The following is a 20,694-nucleotide window of genomic DNA, read 5'->3' on the forward strand; positions in this document are numbered from 1 at the left end:
AGGAGAAAATTAATGCACAATTCACGATGTGTGTTGATATACTCGGCTTGCTGCGCTTCAGAGTCTCGCTGCGCAATGCACCCCGGGCCGCCCTGGAGTGCGTTGTCGGTCAGTGCGCGTTCGCGCGCCGAGGCCTTGTGGCGTTTAGATTCGCCCACGCCTAAAGTTCATGGCGCAGGCCTTTGTGAGGGTCCAATCGCGCCATGCAATCTCGAATTGTCGCCATTTTTCTCAACTGCCTCTTCTTTGTTGTCTGTGCACAGGGCTGGGTGGTCAACGCTGCCACCTTCAACGTTGCGGCAAGCAAGCAGCGGGTCACTCTGCCGCCGGGTGCTCAAGGTTCACTCAACGTGGCAGTGGGGAAATCCGGCTCCGCTGCATTTAATCCGGTGAGCCTGAGTGTCTCAGGGCTCCCTACCGGAGCGAATGCGACCTTTGGAGCGACAAGTGTGTCGAACCCCGCGTCCGTCAAGTTGAGCCTCTCACTCGCGGCGAACACCCCAGAAGGAAACTACCGGATCCAAATTCAGGGCAAGTCGGGTGTTGAGGTAAACAGCGACGAATTCAGGCTGATTGTGAACCAGAGAGCGGACTTCTCGATCATGGCCGCGCCTCAGAAGCTCTTGCTCGTGCAGAGCCAGGGGTCCGTGACCCTCGTGGTAACTCAGGCCCTCGGTTCTGACATGGATGTGACCCTCAATCCCGGGACGCTGCCAACGGGAGTGACCGCTGCGTTCTCAACGCCAGTGCTCAGCTCGACCGGGGTGACCCAACTCCTCCTGACGGCCGCTGCACCCCCGCCTGCCCCATTCAGCTTGACCGTGAAAGGGAAGAGCGGCCTCCTCGAACATAGCGTGCAGGTATCTGTGGAATCGCCCCTGGCCGATTTCCGGCTATTGAGCCCCACGGTTGCCAAGGCGCTGAAGCGAGGATCAAGCGTAAGGCAGGTGATCAGTGTCGCTCCAAAATTCGGCTTCTCCGAGCCCATTCGATTCTCAGCGTCGAAACTGCCGCAGGGTGTCACGGCCGCATTTGATCCGCCGAGCCTTCGTGGCGCCGGGTCCACCGTCATGACGCTCACCACTGCGCCTGCCGCGCCCAGCGGTTCTTCCAAAGCCCAGGTGACAGCAGCGGGCGACTCGAAGACCCTCTTCACAACTATGGATCTTTCCGTCGGTCAACCCGATTTTGACCTCGCGGCTACACCCGGATCCCAGACGATCGCGCCTGGCGAAGCGTTCCAATTCTCGATCGGTGTCGCGCCCAACAGCCTGTTCACTGGGCCTGTTTCGCTATCGGTAAGTGGGAGCCCCACCAACGGGACGGCGGTCCTCAAGGACCTGAGCCTGACCGGTGAAAGCAGCACAGTGCTCACAGTGACCACCACTGCGACGACTCCGCCCTCAACTTACGTGCTGACAGTGACCGCGACGGGCAGCGGCGTTACCCACTCGGCTTCCACAACGGTCGTGGTGAGTGATCAGCCGGCGATCAGTCTCGCCGGGCAGCCGAAGACCACAGTCTTAAATTTGGGCGCCACTGCATCGGTGGGCCTGAATGTTACCGCCTACAACAACTTCGCAGGACGGGTTGATCTGGCGGTAACCGGCCTGCCTGCCGGTGTTGATGCCTCAGCGTCCCCGGCGTACTTGACGAATTCCGGAACTTCCACCGTCACCTTCCGGGCCCTCCAAAGTGCAACTCCTGGTACCTACCCGTTCACAATTCTCGCTACGACCGCGGCGGAGACCGAGGCGTTCGACGCCACGCTGGTGGTGACCCAGGCATTAGGCTCCACGTGGAGTCTCTCCGATATCGGGACGGTGACCATTCCAGGCTCGGCCGGCCTCGAACCCAGCACTTCTACCATCCATGTCCAAGCTTCTGGCGCAGGCTTCCAGAATTCGGGCGATGCCTTCTATTTCGCCCGTCAGCCCATGACCGGGAATGGCGAGATCGTAGCTCGTGTGACTGGTTTTCTGAATTCCAACACCGGATCCGCTGCCGGTGTGATGATTCGGGAGTCATTGGACCCCACTGCCGCGCAGGTCTTTTTAGGAATCAATCCCGCGGGCGCCCCTGCTTTGTACTACCGGCTCACCAGCGCAGGTTCCGTTAACCTCATTTCCGGCGCCGTCGGTGCCATTCCGCGGTGGGTGAAACTCTCCCGGAACGGTACATCCATCAGCGGCTTTGTATCCACGGATGGCGTGGCATGGACTCAAATCGGAAGTACACTCACCGTTCCCTTCAGTAGTTCGGCCTCTGTCGGCTTAGCCGTGACGGCTGCTTTCGATGGCTGGTGGTGGAATTCCTCGATGGTCAAAGCAACCTTTGACCAGGTGAAGACACCTAACAGTCCAACCTTCCAGCTCCAGACCGGTGGATCTTCCACAATCTCAGGCGGGTCGATTTCGTTCCCTGTCTTGGTTACTTTTACCAACGGCTTCAGTGAAGCCGTTTTGTTGAGCGCCGCTGGCGGTCCTCCCGGCGCTACCTTCACCTTCTTTCCGTCGAGTGTTTCCGGATCGGCGACCTCGCAAATGACACTCAGCGTGCCCCCGGGTACGGCCGCCGGCAGCTATGTGGTGAACGTGACGGCCTCCAGCGCAAGTCAGACTCGAACTCTAAATATCCCGGTGACTTTGGGCGCCGTGGGGTCGGGTTGGTGGTCGGGCCAGGACGTTGGCGCGATTAGTCAGGCTGGACAGGAGACCCTGAACAGCAGCGGAGTCTATACGCTTCAGGGCGCCGGAAATGCTCTGCGGGACACGTCAGATGCCTTCAGATACCTCTATCAGCCGCTTCAGGGCGATGGCGAGATAATCGCCCGGGTCATCGCATTCCAGAATTCAAACAGCGGCGCCATTGCAGGGGTAATGATCCGGTCCGGGCTCACGGGAACCGATTCCTACGCCTTGGCGGGTGTCAATCCCGATGGGACCGCTCGCTTCCATTGGCGGACACCCAGCGGCGCCGCGCCTTCCTACATGAACGGTGCGGCTACGCCGCTGCCCCAATGGATTCGTCTGGTGCGGATCGGGAACCAGATCAGGGGATACATTTCCAGTGATGGCGCCGCCTGGCTTCCCATCGGAAGCCCGAAGACCGTGACCATGGGCGCTACTGTCTACATCGGCCTCGTCGTGTGCGGCAACTCGAGCCTCGCTCAGGCCCAGTTCGATAACGTGAGGATCGCTTCCGCCAACGATTTCCTCCTCCAGCCAACGGGCGCGGTAATCTCGTCCGGCGGAGTGGCCCAGCACACGGTGCGCGTATCCATGCTGGCCGGTTTCACCGGTTCGGTTACGCTCGCTGCCTCTGGAGGCCCCGCCGGAACGACTTACTCCTTCCAGCCCTCCGTGCTCACCGGTTCAGCCGATGCGGTGCTGACGATGACAGCGCCTTCGGCCGCCACGGTTGGCAGCTTCAACGTCACCGTTACCGGCACATCCGGCGCAATTACCAGAGTCGCCACGATTCCCGTTGTCCTCACAGACCAGGGGACCAGGTGGTGGACGGGCAGTGATATCGGCACTGTCATTCAGTCGGGAACAGATAGTGTCACCAGCGCAGGTGTCTTCTCCGTACGTGGCGCGGGAGCCGGCTTCCAGACCGGTGGCGACGGAGCTCGATTGCTGTCACAGCCCATGACGGGAGACGGTGAGGTGGTCGCTCGTCTCACGGCAATGACGGGAACAGATCAGAATCCTTACGGCGGTGTGAGCATCCGGTCGTCGGTGGCGCCCGAGGCCGCCATGGCGTCAATGATTGTCCGGCCGGATGGTAGGAATTGGTTCTGCTATCGCCTCACGGCGGGCACCAACGCTCCTTGTGTCGAAGGTACCCAATCGCCCCTCCCACGCTGGGTCAAGGTGGTCCGCGTGGGCAACGTCTTGAGCGGATTCACCTCCAGCAACGGGACCACATGGTCGCAAGCCGGCACATCAATGACGGTTCAGTTGGATGTCACTGCCCTTGCCGGCCTGTCCATGTTCTCCGGGCCGTATCCTTCTACGGGGACCTTCGATCACGTATCGATCACATCCACCGGACTCTTCCAGCTTCGCGTTTCTCCCACTGCCGTCATGTCAGGGACGGATGTCAGCCATCAGATCACGGTCCTGGCTGGACCGGCCTTTACTGAGCAGGTCAGCTTCGCTGTCAGTGGTGCGCCAACCGGAGCAACGGCGCAGGTCACTCCATTGACGTTGACAGGCGGTGGAACCGCCACGCTCCTGGTCTCTCCAGGAACCGCAACCGCCGGTCGCTACGTACTGACCGTGACGGCGACGGCAGCGTCCGGAAGTCAAACAGCCCAGGTTGCCGTGACCATTCCGAACCCGGTGGTCGCGCCCTGGACCGCTTCAGATGTCGGGACGACCGGCTTGGCCGGCAGTTCATTGGCGAACGCGGGGACCTTCACCCTCAAAGGCGCCGGCGGCGGAGTGGATGGTGGCTGGAGCGGTTCGGACGCCTTCCACTATGTCTATCAGCCCCTGCTCGCGAATGGCCAGATTGTAGCCCGGCTCGTCACGAGCCCTGCAGGCCAGGCGGGCCTGATGATTCGGGAATCCTTGGAGGCCAACTCCCGCAACGTGGCCATCTTCGTCGATAGTGGCTACAAGGTTTCCCTCGGCTACCGCACAGTGTCTGGCGGAAACCCCGGTGGGGCCCAGGTGATGAATACGAGCCTGCCCCGCTGGCTCAAACTGGTCCGGATCAATGGCACGGTGACCGCTTACGTCTCGCCCGATGGGCTGGATTGGACAATCGGCGGAGCCCCTGTCGCATTGAGCACAGCCCAACCTGCTTACATCGGACTCTTTGTCGCCTCGGGTTCCGGCAGCCAGACGCAGACTGCCACATTCGACAACATCTCGATCGCCACCAACCAGGACTTCCTCATCTCTACCGGTAAGTCCGGCACAGTTTCCGGATCCACGGTTACCTATCCCGTTTCCGCGGTGCCCCTTCTCGGCTTCACCGGTAACGTCACTTTGGCCGCTGCCGGCCTGCCCGCCGGCGTCACCGCTGCTTTCTCGCCCGCTTCGGTCGCCTTCACGGAAACTAGCGCCGCGGCAGTCGTGCAACTCTCGTTGACCGTGCCGCCAGGCACCACGCCTGGGGTATACCGGATCGTAGTGTCGGGAACGAGCGGCGCAGTGGTTCGTACGGACACAGTAACCCTGCTGATCGCTGGATCCGGGTCGCAGCTATGGTCCTCAGCCGATATCGGACAGACCGCGATTGCGGGTCAAGTGACTTATGCGGGAAGCGCTGTGACAATCAGCGGAGCTGGCAGTGGCATGGATGGCGGATGGAGCAGTACGGACGGATTCAATTACATCTATAGGCCGCTGTTGGGCGATGGTGAGATGGTCGCTCGGCTTGTGAGCAAGACCGGCGGCCAGGCTGGCTTGATGATTCGGGAATCTCTCGACGACAACGCACGAAACGCCCTGATCCTCATCGAACCTAACAACACGCTGGACTGGCGTTACAGGGCTGTCGCGAGCGGAAACCCCGGTGGTCCGCCCTTTGGTACCGCGGCACCGCCGCGCTGGCTTAGGATCGTCAGGATCCAGAACAGCATCACCGGCTATTTTTCCACCGATGGCCTGAACTGGGTCCAGTTCGCAGCCCCGATGGACCTTTCGGTTACCCAGCCAATCTACATTGGCTTAGCCGTGTCTTCCGCCGGGACCGAGCCAATTAGTTCAGCGGTCTTCGACAACATTGCGATCACCCAGTCGAATAGCTTTCTGATCAGCGCGGCGCCTGGATCGAGGGTGGACAACCTCAAGGTCAGTTACGACCTCTCCGTCATCCCGCTTTCCGGCTTCTCGGGCCAGGTGACTTTGTCGACCCCTGGACTACCGGCTGGAGTGACCTCCACATTTGCGCCGGCCACGGTCGATCTCCTCCCCACCGGGGCTGCCGCGCCCTCTGTGCTGACTCTGACAGCGGCGCCTGGCATGGCTGCCGGGAAGTACATAGTAAGGGTCCTGGCGCAATCGGGCAGCACCAGCAGGGAGACGGCACTGCCCCTCATCGTAGGGGGAGCGGGCACTCAGCTCTGGGGTGATCTGGACATCGGTGCCACAGTCACCGTAGGCGCCACCGCCTTTGACGGCACCACTTTCAATGTCCCGGGCACCGGCACTGGAATCAACCCCGGCTGGTCGGCCGTGGACGCGTTCCATTTCACCTATCAGGCCCTGACGGGGGACGGTCAGATTGTGACCAGGCTCATCAGTAAGCCGGGCGGTACGGCCGGACTGATGATTCGAGAGAACCTCCTGGCCAGTTCCAAGAATGTGGCCCTTCTGGTGGACAACGGTAACTCCGGTATCGTGTCCTTCCGCGCGACCACGGGCGGGAATCCAGGGGGGACCTCACTCGGCTCCATGCCGGCGCCGCGGTGGCTCAAGCTAACCAGGGTTGGTTCCACGATCAGCGCCTTTGTGTCAACGAATGGTGTCGATTGGACGGCGGCTGGAACGCCTCAAACCTTCGCATTGGCGGCAACAGCCTACTTCGGCTTGGCCGCGGCAACTCCTGAATCAATTTCAGTGGCAACCGCGAACTTCGACAGCGTCACTCTCACTGGCGTGCCTGCCCTGCAGCTCAGCGCAGCCCCCTCGACGACGACGATCGTCAGTGGCGGGACCGCCGCATACAACATCGCAGTGACGGGGCTGAACGGAGCAACCGCTCCAGTCTCCTTCTCCGTTGCCGGACTGCCCGCGGGAGCGAGCGCCAGCTTTAGCCCGGCCATCGTGACTCCCGGATTTTCCTCTGTTCTCACAGTTGCCCTCGGCGCGGGAACTCCAGTCGGGACATCAACACTAACCATTACCGCCGTCAGTGGGCCACTAACCCAAACGGCCTCAGTCACGTTGGTGGTCTCCGCTAATGGCTTCCAATTGACAGCGAATCCCGGCAGCAGAACCGCCTCTCCAGGCGGACAGGCCGGCTACAGCGTACTGGCGCAGGCTGTTGGTAGCTTTACGAGCACTGTGACTTTCTCCGCGGTGGGCCTTCCTCCCGGAGTCAGTGCTGCGTTCTCCCCACTCACCGTTAACGGCTCAGGGCTTAGTACGCTCACCGTGACGGCCGCGACGACAGTTGCCGCGGGCTCCTATCCCTTCACGGTTCAGGCGACGGGCGGGACCATCACTCAGTCGGTGCCCATCACGTTGGTGGTCAGCAGTACACCCGACTTCACTCTCAACACACCGGCTCCAAGCCGGACGGCACGGCCAGGTACCATTGTCGACATCCCGCTCTCCGTGGAAGCCTTCAATGGCTTCAACGGCACGGTAAACCTCTCTGTCACAGGGCCTCCAGCCGGCTCAACTGTAGCCTTCCTCCCCCCTTCCGTGATCGGAGCGGGTAACTCCGTTCTCAGCATCGGTGTCCCCTCTGACGCCCCCGCGGCCATCTTCCCGCTCATCATCCAAGGCGTGAACGGATCCTCGACCCGCCGTCTGGACGTGGTGCTCACCCTGTCGGCGAACTCCGACTACACCCTCGGTCTCTCTCCCTCCACGTTGAATCTCGCCACAGGTGCCAGTGCGACCTATACCGTCACCGTCGGCTCCACAAATGGGTTCTCCGGGACGGTGCAGCTCAGCGCGGTCGGCCTTCCGGAAGGCCTCACCGCCACCTTCTCCCCTGCCTCCGTAACACCGCCGGCGACAGCCACTTTGACCCTCCAGGCCGCAGCCGCGGCGCCTGCCGGATTGACCAGCTTCTCCGTTCTCGGTCAAAGTGGCAGCCTGCAAAGAACCGGCCAGGCCTCCGTCCAAGTCTCAACGGCAGCCGACTTTGCCCTCAGCGTTCTGCCTGCATCGCAGATCGCGGCGCAGAGCGGCGCGGCTTACTTTGCAGTGACCACCGCAGCCAGCGGCGGGTTCCAGGGCAACGTCACGTTCCAGGCCACGGGCGCACCCTCTGGCTCAGCTGTCACGTTTGATCCCCCCAGCGTATCCGGCAGTGGCTCCACCACCATGCGCGTCCCCATCCCCTCCGGGGCGGCCGCGCAGGACTACACTCTCACCGTCACCGCCACTGGTGGCGGCCGTACCCATACGGCGCCGGCGATCCTGCAGGTGAAGACCGCCAGCAGCTACGAAGCCGAAGCCAGCGGCAATGTGCTCACCGGCACGGCAGCCGTGGCCGCGTGTACAACCTGTTCCGCCCTCGCCCGGGTAGACAATGTGGGCGCGAATCCTGCCGGAGGTGTGGGCAGCCTCACCTTTACCAACGTAAGTGCCGCCACGGCAGGCCGCTACGCCATGGCCGTCTACTACTCCAGTGCCAACCGGGCCGCCACAGCCCTGAATATCTCGATCAATGGGACAGGCGGAACTATGTCGGTTCTCGCCTCTCCGACCGGCGGCCTCGACCGGCTCGCCGTCGTCACGCGCGAGATCACTCTGAACTCCGGCAGCAACACCATCCTCTTCTCTAACGTCTCCGGTCCCGCCGTCTCCATTGACCGCATCACTTTGATCAATACAGCGGAGTGCTCGCCAGGACCCGCCGACGTCATGATCGTGATCGACCGCTCCGGCTCCATGCTCGGGTCTCCCATGACCAGCGTCAAATCCGCCGCGAAGTCCTTCGTCGACCTGCTGAACGTGGGCGTCGACCAGGCCGGACTCGTATCGTTCAATACCACCTCCACCCTCGACCAGATGCTCACCACCAACGGTGCCCTGGTGAAGACGAAGATCGACGCGGTCGTCGCCAATGGCGGCACCTACATCGGCTCCGGCATTGCGGGCGCGAATACCGAACTGGCCAGTGCGCGTCACAATGCCTCGGCCGCCAAGATCATCGTCCTGCTGACGGATGGCGTCGACAGCCCGCCGAACTCCGGCACCGTCACGGCCGCCAACGCCGCCAAGGCGGCTGGCACCCGGCTCATCGCCATCGGCTACGGCAATGGCGTGGATACCGCGTTCCTGCAGCAACTCGCTTCGTCGCCGTCCGACTACTACGCTGCGCCTACAACCGAACAGATCGGCGCTGTCTACAGATCCATCGCTACCTCCATCTGCCGGGCTCCGAACGCAGCCCCGTCCGTCAGCGCCGGTCCCAGCATGGCCGTGAGTTCCGGGCAAAGTGTCAAGCTGGTCGGCGCGATCGCCGACGACGGATTGCCGTCGCCTGGAACCCTCACCGTGCAATGGAGCCGGCAGAGCGGCCCCGGCACTCTGACGTTCGTGAACTCCACTGCCGCGGTCACCGATGCCACCTTCAGCGCCGCCGGCACCTACGTCGTCCGCCTGACCGTCAGCGACGGCGAATTCAGCGCCTACTCCGACACCACCATCACCGTCATGTCGGGCAGCCTCGACATGTTCGAGGCGGAATCCGTCCAAAGCGTCCTCACCGGCGGGGCGGTGACCGTCCCCTGCGCCGCGTGCTCCGGCGGCTTCCGGGTGGAGAATCTGGGCAGCAACGGCGGCAGCCAGGCCGGCGCCCTCACCTTCAACATCAACGTCCCGGCCAAGGGCTACTACACCCTCAATACCTACTACACCAACGGCGACACCAAGGCGCGCACCGCGATGGTCAGCGTCAACAGTGACAACACCGGCCGCAGCTTCACCGGCCCGCCCACGGGTGGCTGGAACACCGTTGCCTCCGCGACAATGACCGTCTATCTCCAGGCGGGGAACAACCAGATCGCCTTCAGCAATCCGAATGGGGCAGGACCGTCCATCGACCGGATCGAAGTCCTCTTCGTCGCGGATCCCGTCTGCACGCCCGGTGGCCTGGATGTCGTTCTGGTGCTCGATCGCTCCGGTTCGATGTCCGGACAACCGCTAGCCGATGTGAAGTCGGCCGCCAAGCTCTTCCTGAACCAGTTGAACTGGGTCCTGGACGGCATGGGCGTGGTCGCCTTCAATGCTGGCGCCACTCTCCAGAGCCCACTCACCCACGACGGCAACGCCGCCAAGATCGGCGTGGACAGTATGGTTGCCGCCGGCGACACCTCCTTCGCCCCGGCCCTGGCCATGGCGAGAGCGCAATTGACCGGCAGCGGCCACACCGCCGGAGCCTCGCCCCTGCTGATTCTTCTCACCGACGGGCAGAACCAGGACCGCACCGAGACGGATACCGAAATCGCTGCCGTCAAGGCGGCTGGCATCCGGGTCATCACCATCAGCTTCGGCAACACCGACATCCCGTATCTTCAGTCCCTGGCGTCCTCCGCTTCCGATGCCTATGTGACCGCCGCCAACGGAGACATCAGCGGAGTCTATCAGGCGATTGCCCAGAGCCTTTGCCGCCTGACCAATCAGCCCCCGCAGGTCTACGCGGGCGCCGATCAGACCGTCCAGCAGAACCAGGCAGCCACCCTCCAGGGCGTGGTCACCGATGACGGCCTGCCGCTCCAATCGGTGCTGACCTTCCGTTGGTCCGTCATCAGCGGACCTGGTGCCGTCGTCTTCACGGCGCCGACCGCCCTCACCACGGCGGCAACCTTTGGAGCGCCCGGTATCTACCAGCTTCAGTTGAGCGGCTCGGACGGTCCGTATACCAGCACCAGCACGGTGCGGGTCAACGTCGCGCCGTCAACGGCCCTCTACACCCTCACCCTGTCGCCCGGCGCGGCCGGTCCGAATCTCGCAGGCACCTCGCAGAGTGTCAAGGCGACGTTGAAGGACACTTCCGGTGCGCTCGTCAGTGGCGCCACGGTTCAGTTCGCCATCCAGGGTGCCAACGCCACCACTGGTTCGGCCACTACGGATACCCAAGGCCAGGCAACCTACACTTGGACCGGTACAAATCGCGGCTTGGATACCATTCAAGCCAGCGCTTTCTCCAGCGCCTTCTCCAACGCAGTTCCTGTCAGTTGGCTCTCTCCCGCCAGCCCGATCTCCACCACGCCCGTGCGCGGACGCTTCTACGTCGGCGTAAACGGCCTCGTGCAGGTGACCTCCGCGCAGCAGTCGGTATTCGAGCGGACTTACCCCACCATCGCCTTCAACCCGAAAGCCGAGTTAAACCTGATCGGCGGGACACTCGGAGTCTATCCGTGGACGATCACCGGCGTAGTGACTGACCCGGCCAATCAATTCATTGGCGTAATCCCGGCCTCTGGCAATGGGTACGAGGCGCGAGTGGGCCCCCTGTGGGCCTTCAACGCCGTGTTCACGGGCCAGTTCCTCGTCACCACGCCCGGCGACTATTCCATCAAGATCGCTTCGAAGGAAGGCATGATCCTGGGCGTGGCAGGCGGCGCGCAACGCGTCTCCGGACCTCAGACCGGCGCCCCGGCCAATGGCCTCTCGCCCGTGGAATCCTATCCGGTCCTGGCCAGCAACAATGTCATCGCCGACAACGTGTCTGACATGGTGCTCCGCTTCCCGACGGCCGGCATGTACCCTTACGAACTCGACTACGCCCAGGCTTCCGGTTGGGCGACCCTCTCGATGAGCTACCTCAGCGGAGCCGCCCAGGTGATCGTGCCGCCCGCTGCCTACGTGAAGATCTTCCCGAACGCTGCCGCCACGCACAACCCAGGCGAGTCGCAGACTGTCAGCGTCGTGGCCCTCGACAACGCCGGGCGCGCCCTCAGCGGCGTACCGGTGAAGTTGGTCATCTCCGGTGCGCACGCTGGCCAACAAACCGCGGTCACCGACATCAGTGGCTATGCCAGCTTCACCTACCAGGGAACCAAGGCCGGCGTCGCGGATCAACTGCAGGCGCAGGTGCAGTACGGGCAGGACTGGCTGGTCTCGCCTGTCCTCATCGTGAACTGGAACAGCCTGCCGAACCATGCTCCAGTCGTGACGGCCGGCGACGATCAGACGGCCACCTGGCCCAACACCATCCAGTTGACGGGCACCGCCACCGACGACGGACTACCCACCGGCGGCACTATGACCGTCACCTGGTCGAAGGTCAGCGGACCCGGTACCGTCACCTTCGTTACGCCCAACCGGCCCGTCACCACAGCGGGCTTCAGTGAGCCGGGCACCTACCAATTGAAACTGTCCGCGACCGACGGAGCACTGACCTCCGAAGCGACCGTCAACATTCTGGTGAATCCGCCCGCCACTGTCTCCGGCGGCTGGATCCTCAGCCCGGCCTTCGACGGGAAAGTGACCGGCCAGGCGCCGGTGACCCTGGTGGCGGGCATCACGCTGCAAAGCGGTGTGCTGACCATGTGGCCGGCGTCGGACGAGAATTCGGTCACAACGCTGAATGCGAACACCGTGGGCACGGGCCCGCTGGCGACCATCGACGCCACGCTCCTGCCCAACGGCGAATACTGGCTCCGCCTGCAGGCCGTGAACTCCACGGGCGCCGCGCAGGTAAGCCTGGTGCGGTTCTATGCGACCGGTGAATACAAGCCCGGCCGTGTCACCGCGACCGTCACCGACTTCACAGTCCCCTTGGCCGGCCTGCCCATTCAGATCCAGCGGACCTACGACAGCCTGGAGCGCCAGTTCCAAGGCGACTTTGGCTACGGGTGGAAGTTGGGTGTGAGTGCGTTGCGGTTCGAGGTGGGCCCCAGCAGCGATGTCACGCTCACCATCAACGGCCAGCGCAAGACGTTCTACTTCACACCGGAAGGCTCGATCTTCGCCTGGTACACGCCGAAGTACACGGGCGAGCCGGGCTTCTATGGCAGCCTGACTTCGACCGGCGACACCTGCAGCGGCGTACTGCTGCGGACCGGCAATCAATGGATCTGCGGCCTGGCCGACGACACTTACAAGTCCACGGGCTGGAAGTACACGGATCCGGCGGGCCGGGAATACACGATCGCCGCCGACAAAACGCTGACGTCGCTGAAGGACCTGAACGGCAACATGCTTACGATCGCCGCGGACGGCATCACGTCTTCGGCCGGGAACCTGAAGGTGGCGTTTGTCCGCGACGCGCAGGGGCGGATCACGAAGATCACTGATCCCTTGGGCAAGCAGTATCTGTACGGCTACAACACGACGGGCGAGTTGACCAGTGTCACTTACCCATCGCTAGCGACGCCGTCAGGCTACACCTACGATCCGGGCCATCTTTTAAAGACCGAAACCGACCCGCGAGGCAATGTGGCGGGGACAACGATCTACGACGCGGCGGGCCGCCTGCAGTCGGTAACAGATGCGGCGGGCAACACAACGCAGTACGCCTACGACATCGCCAATCGCAAGACCACGACCACCAACCCGGACACGGGCGTGGAAGAGGTGATCAGCGATGCGAACGGCAACGTCTTGAGCCGCAAGGACGGGCTCAATCGCGTCACCACGTATACCTACGACACGAAGAACAATCTAATAACCGAGACCAACGCGCTCAACCAGACCACCACGAACACCTACGATGCCAACGGCTTCAAGACCTCGGTCAAGAATGCACTGAACGAGACGTCCAGTGCGGTATTCAACGCCTACGGCGGACCGACATCAATCACGGATCCGCTGAACTTCACGCAGAGCGCGACGTACGACGCAACCTACAACATCAACACGATCAGCGATGCCCTCGGCCAGGTGGCGCAGTTCTCGTGGAACTCGCACGGACAGCCGCTGACGACGAAGGATGCTCGGGGAAACACGAGCCAGTATCAATATGACGCCTATGGCAACCGGACCAGCTACACGGATCCGGAGGGCCACACGACGCTGACAGCGTACAACTCGTTCGGGCAGAAGCTGAGCGAGACAGACGCGCGCGGCAATACGACGACGTACACCTACGACGACCTCGGCCATATGCTGACGACGACGAACGCCGACAGCAAGGTGACGACGTACGAGTACGATGCCAACGGCAACAAGACGGCCGAGGTGGATGCGCTGAGCCGGCGGACAACGTTTGAATATGACGCGAAGAACAGGCTGACAAAGACGACATATCCGGATCTGACGTACTCGGAGACCACGTACGACTTCCGTGACAAACCGCTCACGGTGCGGGATCAGGGTGGACGGATCACGAAGAACGTCTACGACCAGGCGGGTCAGCTCACCAGCGTGACCCATGCGTTCGGAACGGCCGATGCCGCGAAAGTGAGCTACGCCTATGATGATGCGGGCCGCAAGCTGACCGAGACGGACGAGCGGAGCAATACAACTACGTCTGCCTATGACGCGGCGGGCCGGGTGCTCTCGGTGACCAATGCGCTCGGCAAGGTGACGAGCTTCACCTACGACGCGGCGGGCCGGAAGAAAACGCAGACCGATGCGAACACTCACACGACGACTTATGACTACGATGGCCGTGGCCGTCTTGTCACGACGACGTACCCCGACACGAAAACCGTCACGCACACCTACGATGGCTTGGGCGTGAGGTTGACCACCACGGATCAGGAGAATCGCACCACCACCTGGACGTACGACAAGGCGAGCCGGCTGAAGCAGGTGACGGATGCGCTGAGTCAGGTGACCACCTACAGCTACGACGCGGCGGGCAACAAGATCAGCCAGACCGACGCCAATAGCCATACAACGACCTACGAGTACGACAAGCTGAACCGGCGAACGAAGCGGACGCTGCCGCTGGGCCAGTCGGAGACCTTTATCTACGATGCCGTGGGCAACATGGCGACGCGGAAAGACTTCAACGGGAACACGACGACGTTCGGGTACGACTCGTTGAACCGGCTGCTGTCAAAGACACCGGACGCGAGCTTCTCCTCTTCGCCGATCACGTTCACCTACACGACGACGGGCAAGCGGTTGTCGATGGTGGACTGGAGTGGGACTACTGGCTATACGTACGACAATCGCGACCGCCTCTTGACAAGGGCAACGCCACAGGGAACGCTGACCTACACTTGGCATCCGAATAGTCTGGTGGCCTCTGTGTTCTCATCGAATGTCAACGGGGTGAGCGTGGGGTATGAGTATGACGCGGCGAACAGGCTCCAGACTGTGACGGACAACCGGTTGACCAACTCGACGAGTTACGCGTATGACGATGCTGGGAACCTGCTGTCGTTCACGTATCCTAATGGCGTGATCCATACGTTCACCTACGACACGACGGACCGGCCGACGAATTTGGCAGTAACCAAGGGCGGCGTGACGCTGGCGAGCTACGCTCAGACGTTCAGCGATGCGGGTCGGAAGCTGACAATGAATGAGAACGGTACTCGATTGGTCAACTACGCCTACGACAACATCTACCGGTTGTTGTCGGAGACGGTTGGGGCCGACTCGCTGGTTTACACGCTTGACCCGGTGGGGAACCGGCTGAATCGGACCTCGACGATTCCAAGCTTGCCGACCGTGGGTAGCACGTATGACAAGAATGACCGACTGACGAGCGACACGTACGACGCCAACGGGAACACGCTGGCGAGCGGTGGGAACGGTTACGGCTACGACTTCGAGGATCGTCTGACGCGATTCAATGGTGGCGAGGTGACGATGCTCTATGACGGAGATGGGAATCGGGTCGCTCGCACGGAGGGAGGCGTGACGACACGGTATCTCGTGGATGAGTTGACGCCAACGGGGTATGCGCAGGTGGCCGAGGAGGTGCAGATGGGTGCAGTCGTGCGGCGGTATGCGCATGGGGCGCAACGGGTCAGCCAAACGCAGCCGATCAACGGCCAGTGGGTGACTCATTACTATGGGTATGATGGCCTTTGGGGATCAGTTCGTCAGTTAACTGATAGTAGTGGCTCAGTTTCGGACAACTATTCCTATGATGCTTATGGAAATCAGGTAAGTCAAGGTGGGGGGACGCCGAACCTATTTCGTTATCGCGGAGAGGAGCGAGACTCATCGTTCAATCTATATCGCCTTCGCGCCCGGTGGTACGATCCGAAAGTAAGCGCATTTCTTACGTCGGACACCTTTGAACAGCCGCGCGCCGCCGGACGACAGACGCACAATGCTGTGCCCGGAGTGTGGCCGCCGGTGCGACGGAGAGTCACCCTGGCGCGTCCTGGAACGTCCGCAAGTTACTGCGGTACTCGACCAGAAACCGTGCGGCCGCCGCACGAAGCGCGTCCGGCCCTGCGGCATGGCGGTGCGTGAAAATCGGGTGACGCCCAGAAGTCGATCTCGGCGGCCGAAAGGTGGACTCGCAGATCCGGACGCAGCCGGTTCTTCATGCCGTCAACGAGCAGCCCGCCAATATGGTCCATGTGCATGTGGGTCAGCACCACGTCCGTAACGGAGGCAAGATCGATGCCGGCGGACTCTAACCGCTGGATCAGCCGCCCGGCCTGCGGCAAGTGCAAATCCGGGTCCGCCCCGACCGGCGTCGGTCTGATCGCCACTACGCACCACAACGGCGTTCAGCGGCCAATCGAATGTGTCCGGCATGTCGCGCTGCCAGGCGGCGCGGGCGGCCGCGTTGGTAGTCATGGTGATGGCGGAGATCGGCAAGACCCCCACCACCAGCACCTCAATCTCGCCGACCTTCACCGCATAGCGCGACGGCACCAAGTCATCGGACGCCTGTCTGCGGAGCGCGAGGTGTCAAACTCACGCTCTTATCCTTCTGTTGAGCAGTCTCAACAGCCAACATTGTGTTCTTCATGTAAGAACCTCCTGAGCATTGCAACTGTGTCGCCGTAGCACGCTGTGGAAGCGGGAACGGAGGGCCGAAGGCAACCCGTGGCTGGATCCTCAGCCCGGCCTTCGACGGCAAAGTGACCGGCCAGGCGCCGGTGACCCTGGTGGCCGGCATCACGCTGCAAAGCGGTGTGCTGACCATGTGGCCGGCGTCGGACGAGAATTCGGTCACCACGCTGAATGCGAGCACCGTGGGCACAGGCCCGCTGGCGACCATCGACGCCACGCTCCTGCCCAACGGCGAATACTGGCTCCGCCTGCAGGCCGTGAACTCCACGGGCGCCGCGCAGGTGAGCCTGGTGCGGTTCTATGCGACCGGGGAATACAAGCCCGGCCGTGTCACCGCGACCGTCACCGACTTCACAGTCCCCTTGGCCGGCCTGCCCATTCAGATCCAGCGCACCTACGACAGCCTGGAGCGCCAGTTCCAAGGCGACTTTGGCTACGGCTGGAAGCTGGGTGTGAGTGCGTTGCGGTTCGAGGTGGGCCCCAGCAGCGATGTGACGCTCACCATCAACGGCCAGCGCAAGACGTTCTACTTCACACCGGAAGGCTCGATCTTTGCCTGGTACACGCCGAAGTACACGGGCGAGCCGGGTTTCTATGGCAGCCTGACTTCGACCGGCGACACCTGCAGCGGCGTACTGCTGCGGACCGGGAATCAATGGATCTGCGGTCTGGCCGACGACACTTACAAGTCCACGGGCTGGAAGTACACGGATCCGGCGGGCCGGGAATACACGATCGCCGCCGACAAAACGCTGACGTCGCTGAAGGATCTGAACGGCAACACGCTCACGATCGCCGCCGACGGCATCACGTCTTCGGCCGGGAACCTGAAGGTGGCGTTTGTCCGCGACGCGCAGGGGCGGATCACGAAGATCACTGATCCCTTGGGCAAGCAGTATCTGTACGGCTACAACACGAACACCACGGCGGCGAGTTGACCAGTTACCCATCGCTAGCGACGCCGTCAGGCTACACCTACGATCCGGGCCATCTTTTAAAGACCGAAACCGACCCGCGAGGCAATGTGGCGGGGACAACGATCTACGACGCGGCGGGCCGCCTGCAGTCGGTAACAGATGCGGCGGGCAACACAACGCAGTACGCCTACGACATCGCCAATCGCAAAACCACGACGACCAACCCGGACACGGGCGTGGAAGAGGTGATCAGCGACGCCAACGGCAATGTCCTGAGCCGCAAGGACGGGCTCAATCGCGTCACCACCTTTACCTACGACACGAAGAACAATCTCCTAACCGAGACCAACGCCCTGAACCAGACCACAACAAATACCTACGACGCCAACGGCTTCAAGACCTCGGTCAAGAATGCGCTGAACGAGACGTCCAGCACGGTATTCAACGCCTATGGGGGTCCGACGTCGGTCACGAATCCGCTGAACTTCACGCAGAGCGTGACGTACGACGCAACCTACAACATCAACACCATCAGCGATGCGCTCGGCCAGGTGGCGCAGTTCTCGTGGAACTCACACGGCCAGCCGCTGACGATGAAGGACGCTCGGGGAAACACGAGCCAGTATCAATATGACGCCTATGGCAACCGGACGAGCTACACGGATCCGGAAGGCCACACGACGTTGTCCACCTACAACTCGTTCGGGCAGAAGCTGAGCGAGACGGACCCGCGCGGCAACACAACCACCTACACCTACGACGACCTCGGCCATGTGCTGACGATGACGAACGCCGATGGCAAGACGACGACGTATGAGTACGATGCCAACGGAAACAAGACGGCCGAGGTGGATGCGCTCAGCCGGCGGACGACATTCGAATATGACGCCAAGAACCGGCTGACGAAGACAACGTATCCCGATCTGACATACACGGAGACCACGTATGACTTCCGTGACAAACCGCTGACGTTACGGGACCAGGGCGGCCGGATCACGAAGAACATCTACGACAAGGCGGGTCAGCTCACCAGCGTGACCTATGCCTTTGGAACAGCCGACGCCGGAACGGTGAGCTACACCTACGACGACGCGGGCCGGAAACTGGCCGAGACGGACGAGCGGAATCACACGACGACGTCCGCCTATGACGCGGCGGGCCGGGTGCTGTCAGTGACCAACGCGCTCGGCAAGGTGACGAGCTTCACCTACGACGCGGCGGGCCGGAAGAAGACGCAGACCGACGCGAACAACCACACGACGACTTATGACTATGATGGCCGCGGCCGCCTCGTCACGACGACCTATCCCGACACGAAAACCGTCACGCACACCTACGATGGCTTGGGCGTGAGGTTGACCACCACGGATCAGGAGAATCGCACCACCACCTGGACGTACGACAAGGCGAGCCGGCTTAGGCAGGTGACGGACGCGCTGAGCCAGTTGACCACCTACGGCTACGACGCGGCGGGCAACAAAGTCAGCCAAACCGACGCCAATAGCCATACGACGAACTACGAGTACGACAAGCTGAACCGGCGAACGAAGCGGACGCTGCCGCTAGGACAGTCGGAGACCTTTACCTACGATGCCGTCGGGAACATGGCGACGCGGAAAGACTTCAATGGGAAGACAACGACGTTCGGGTACGACTCGTTGAATCGGCTGCTGTCGAAGACGCCCGACGCGAGCTTCGCTGCTTCGCCGATCACATTTACCCATACGGCGACGGGCAAGCGGCAGTCAATGTCAGATCCGAGTGGCACGACGAACTACACGTATGACGCTCGAGATCGTTTGCTGATAAAGGCTACACCGCAGGGAACGCTTTCGTATAGCTACGATGCGACCGGAAACCTCTCTTCTCTATCCTCTTCGAATACCAATGGAGCCTCAGTATCGTACGATTGGGATGCTGTGAACAGGCTACTTGCGGTAGTGGATCATCGCCTGCCGCTAGGCCACAACACGACATCCTATAGCTATGATTCAGCTCGTAATGTTGTGACTGTGACATACCCCCACGGCTTGACTTCGGCACTCGCCTACGATGGTTTGAATCGGATGAAGTCAATCAATGCTTACGAATATGAGATCGGGCCTCTCGGTAACCCTCAGAGCGCAACCGAGCCCAACGGCCGGAAACTAAGTTGGACTTACGACGGCGTCCACAGGCTGAAGAGCGAGACCATTAGTTCGGATCCTCGGGGTAAGAATGGATCGGTGGATTACACCTTCGACGCTGTAGGCAATCGTCTCTCCCAGGATTCTACGCTGCCTGGCATCTTGACCGGCGCGCTCACCTATGATGCGAATGACCAGCTTTCGACCGAGCAACAAGACAACAATGGAAACATTATCCAATCTGGCTCCCGAAACTTTGCCTATGACTTTGAGAACCAGCTGAAGTCGATGAGCAGCGGTGCGGTTGCTCTGCAATACGATGCAGACGGCAACCTTGTAGAGAAAACTGTCGGTGGTGTGATCACGCGGTATTTAGTGGACGATCTAAACCCGACAGGATATGCTCAGGTTGTAGAGGAGTCCATTGGCATCGGTGCCACACGTCGCTATGCCCTGGGTCTCCAGCGCATCAGTCAGGAACAATTGGTCAACGGTGCATGGATTTCCACTTTCTACGGCTACGATGGATTCGGCAGTGTGCGAATCCTGACCGACTCGGCAGGTGCCGTGACGGACTCATACGATTACGATGCCTGGGGTAATGCAATAAGCCTTACAGGCTTCACCTCCAATTCGTATCTGTATCGGGGGGAGCAGTACGATTCTGATCTGAACCTCTATTATCTGCGCGCCCGTTGGTATAATCCCGTCACGGGTAGGTTTTTGTCAATTGATCCGGCTGAAGGTATGCGAGCGGACCCGCGAACTATTCATAGATACATTTATGCCGGAGGTGATCCAATAGGTAAAGTAGATCCCACTGGAAAAGACTTCATCGACCGAGCTATGCTTGTCGGCGTATTTCTTGTTACCTATAAGATACCCGAAAGGGTTGTAGTGCTTGCTGAGAAAGTTTGCCGATCATGGAAATGGGTTGATGTTGTGTTAACTGTGTCGAATGCTGTAGAGGCAAATAATGGAAATCCCGTTCCAGGGACTCCTAAGGATATTAATGATGCCGTTAAGAATTTCTGCAAGGCTATGGGTTATTAAGGGCGAATCGGTTGTAGACCC

3 protein-coding genes are annotated in these 20,694 nt (G+C 61.4%); all 3 read left to right on the plus strand.

All coding sequences use genetic code 11. The annotated features are described in order from the left end of the window. Positions 1–203: 203 nt before the first annotated feature. The 3 genes from IRI77_RS26850 to IRI77_RS26860 all read left to right on the plus strand — a co-directional run bounded on the left by IRI77_RS26850 (position 204) and on the right by IRI77_RS26860 (position 20,673). On the plus strand, positions 204–16,025 hold the full coding sequence (locus tag IRI77_RS26850; RefSeq protein WP_194453942.1) for a VWA domain-containing protein: 15,822 nt from the start codon (positions 204–206) through the stop codon (positions 16,023–16,025). Between the two features lie 620 nt (positions 16,026–16,645). Continuing rightward, positions 16,646–17,515 carry a DUF6531 domain-containing protein gene (locus IRI77_RS26855; protein WP_194448068.1) on the plus strand — a complete coding sequence of 290 codons (870 nt, stop codon included), beginning with the start codon at positions 16,646–16,648 and terminating at the stop codon, positions 17,513–17,515. Next, positions 17,512–20,673 (plus strand): RHS repeat protein, encoded by a 3,162-nt coding sequence (locus IRI77_RS26860; protein ID WP_194448069.1) that lies wholly within the window; start codon positions 17,512–17,514, stop codon positions 20,671–20,673. The genes IRI77_RS26855 and IRI77_RS26860 overlap by 4 nt, the downstream gene beginning before the upstream one ends. Positions 20,674–20,694: the final 21 nt, after the last annotated feature.

It is taken from the genome of Paludibaculum fermentans (assembly GCF_015277775.1).
Lineage (GTDB): Bacteria > Acidobacteriota > Terriglobia > Bryobacterales > Bryobacteraceae > Paludibaculum > Paludibaculum fermentans.

Bases quoted from the DNA above. Each gene is read 5' to 3' on its own strand.
- IRI77_RS26850 (WP_194453942.1), top strand. From the start codon at position 204: ATGCAATCTCGAATTGTCGCCATTTTTCTCAACTGCCTCTTCTTTGTT.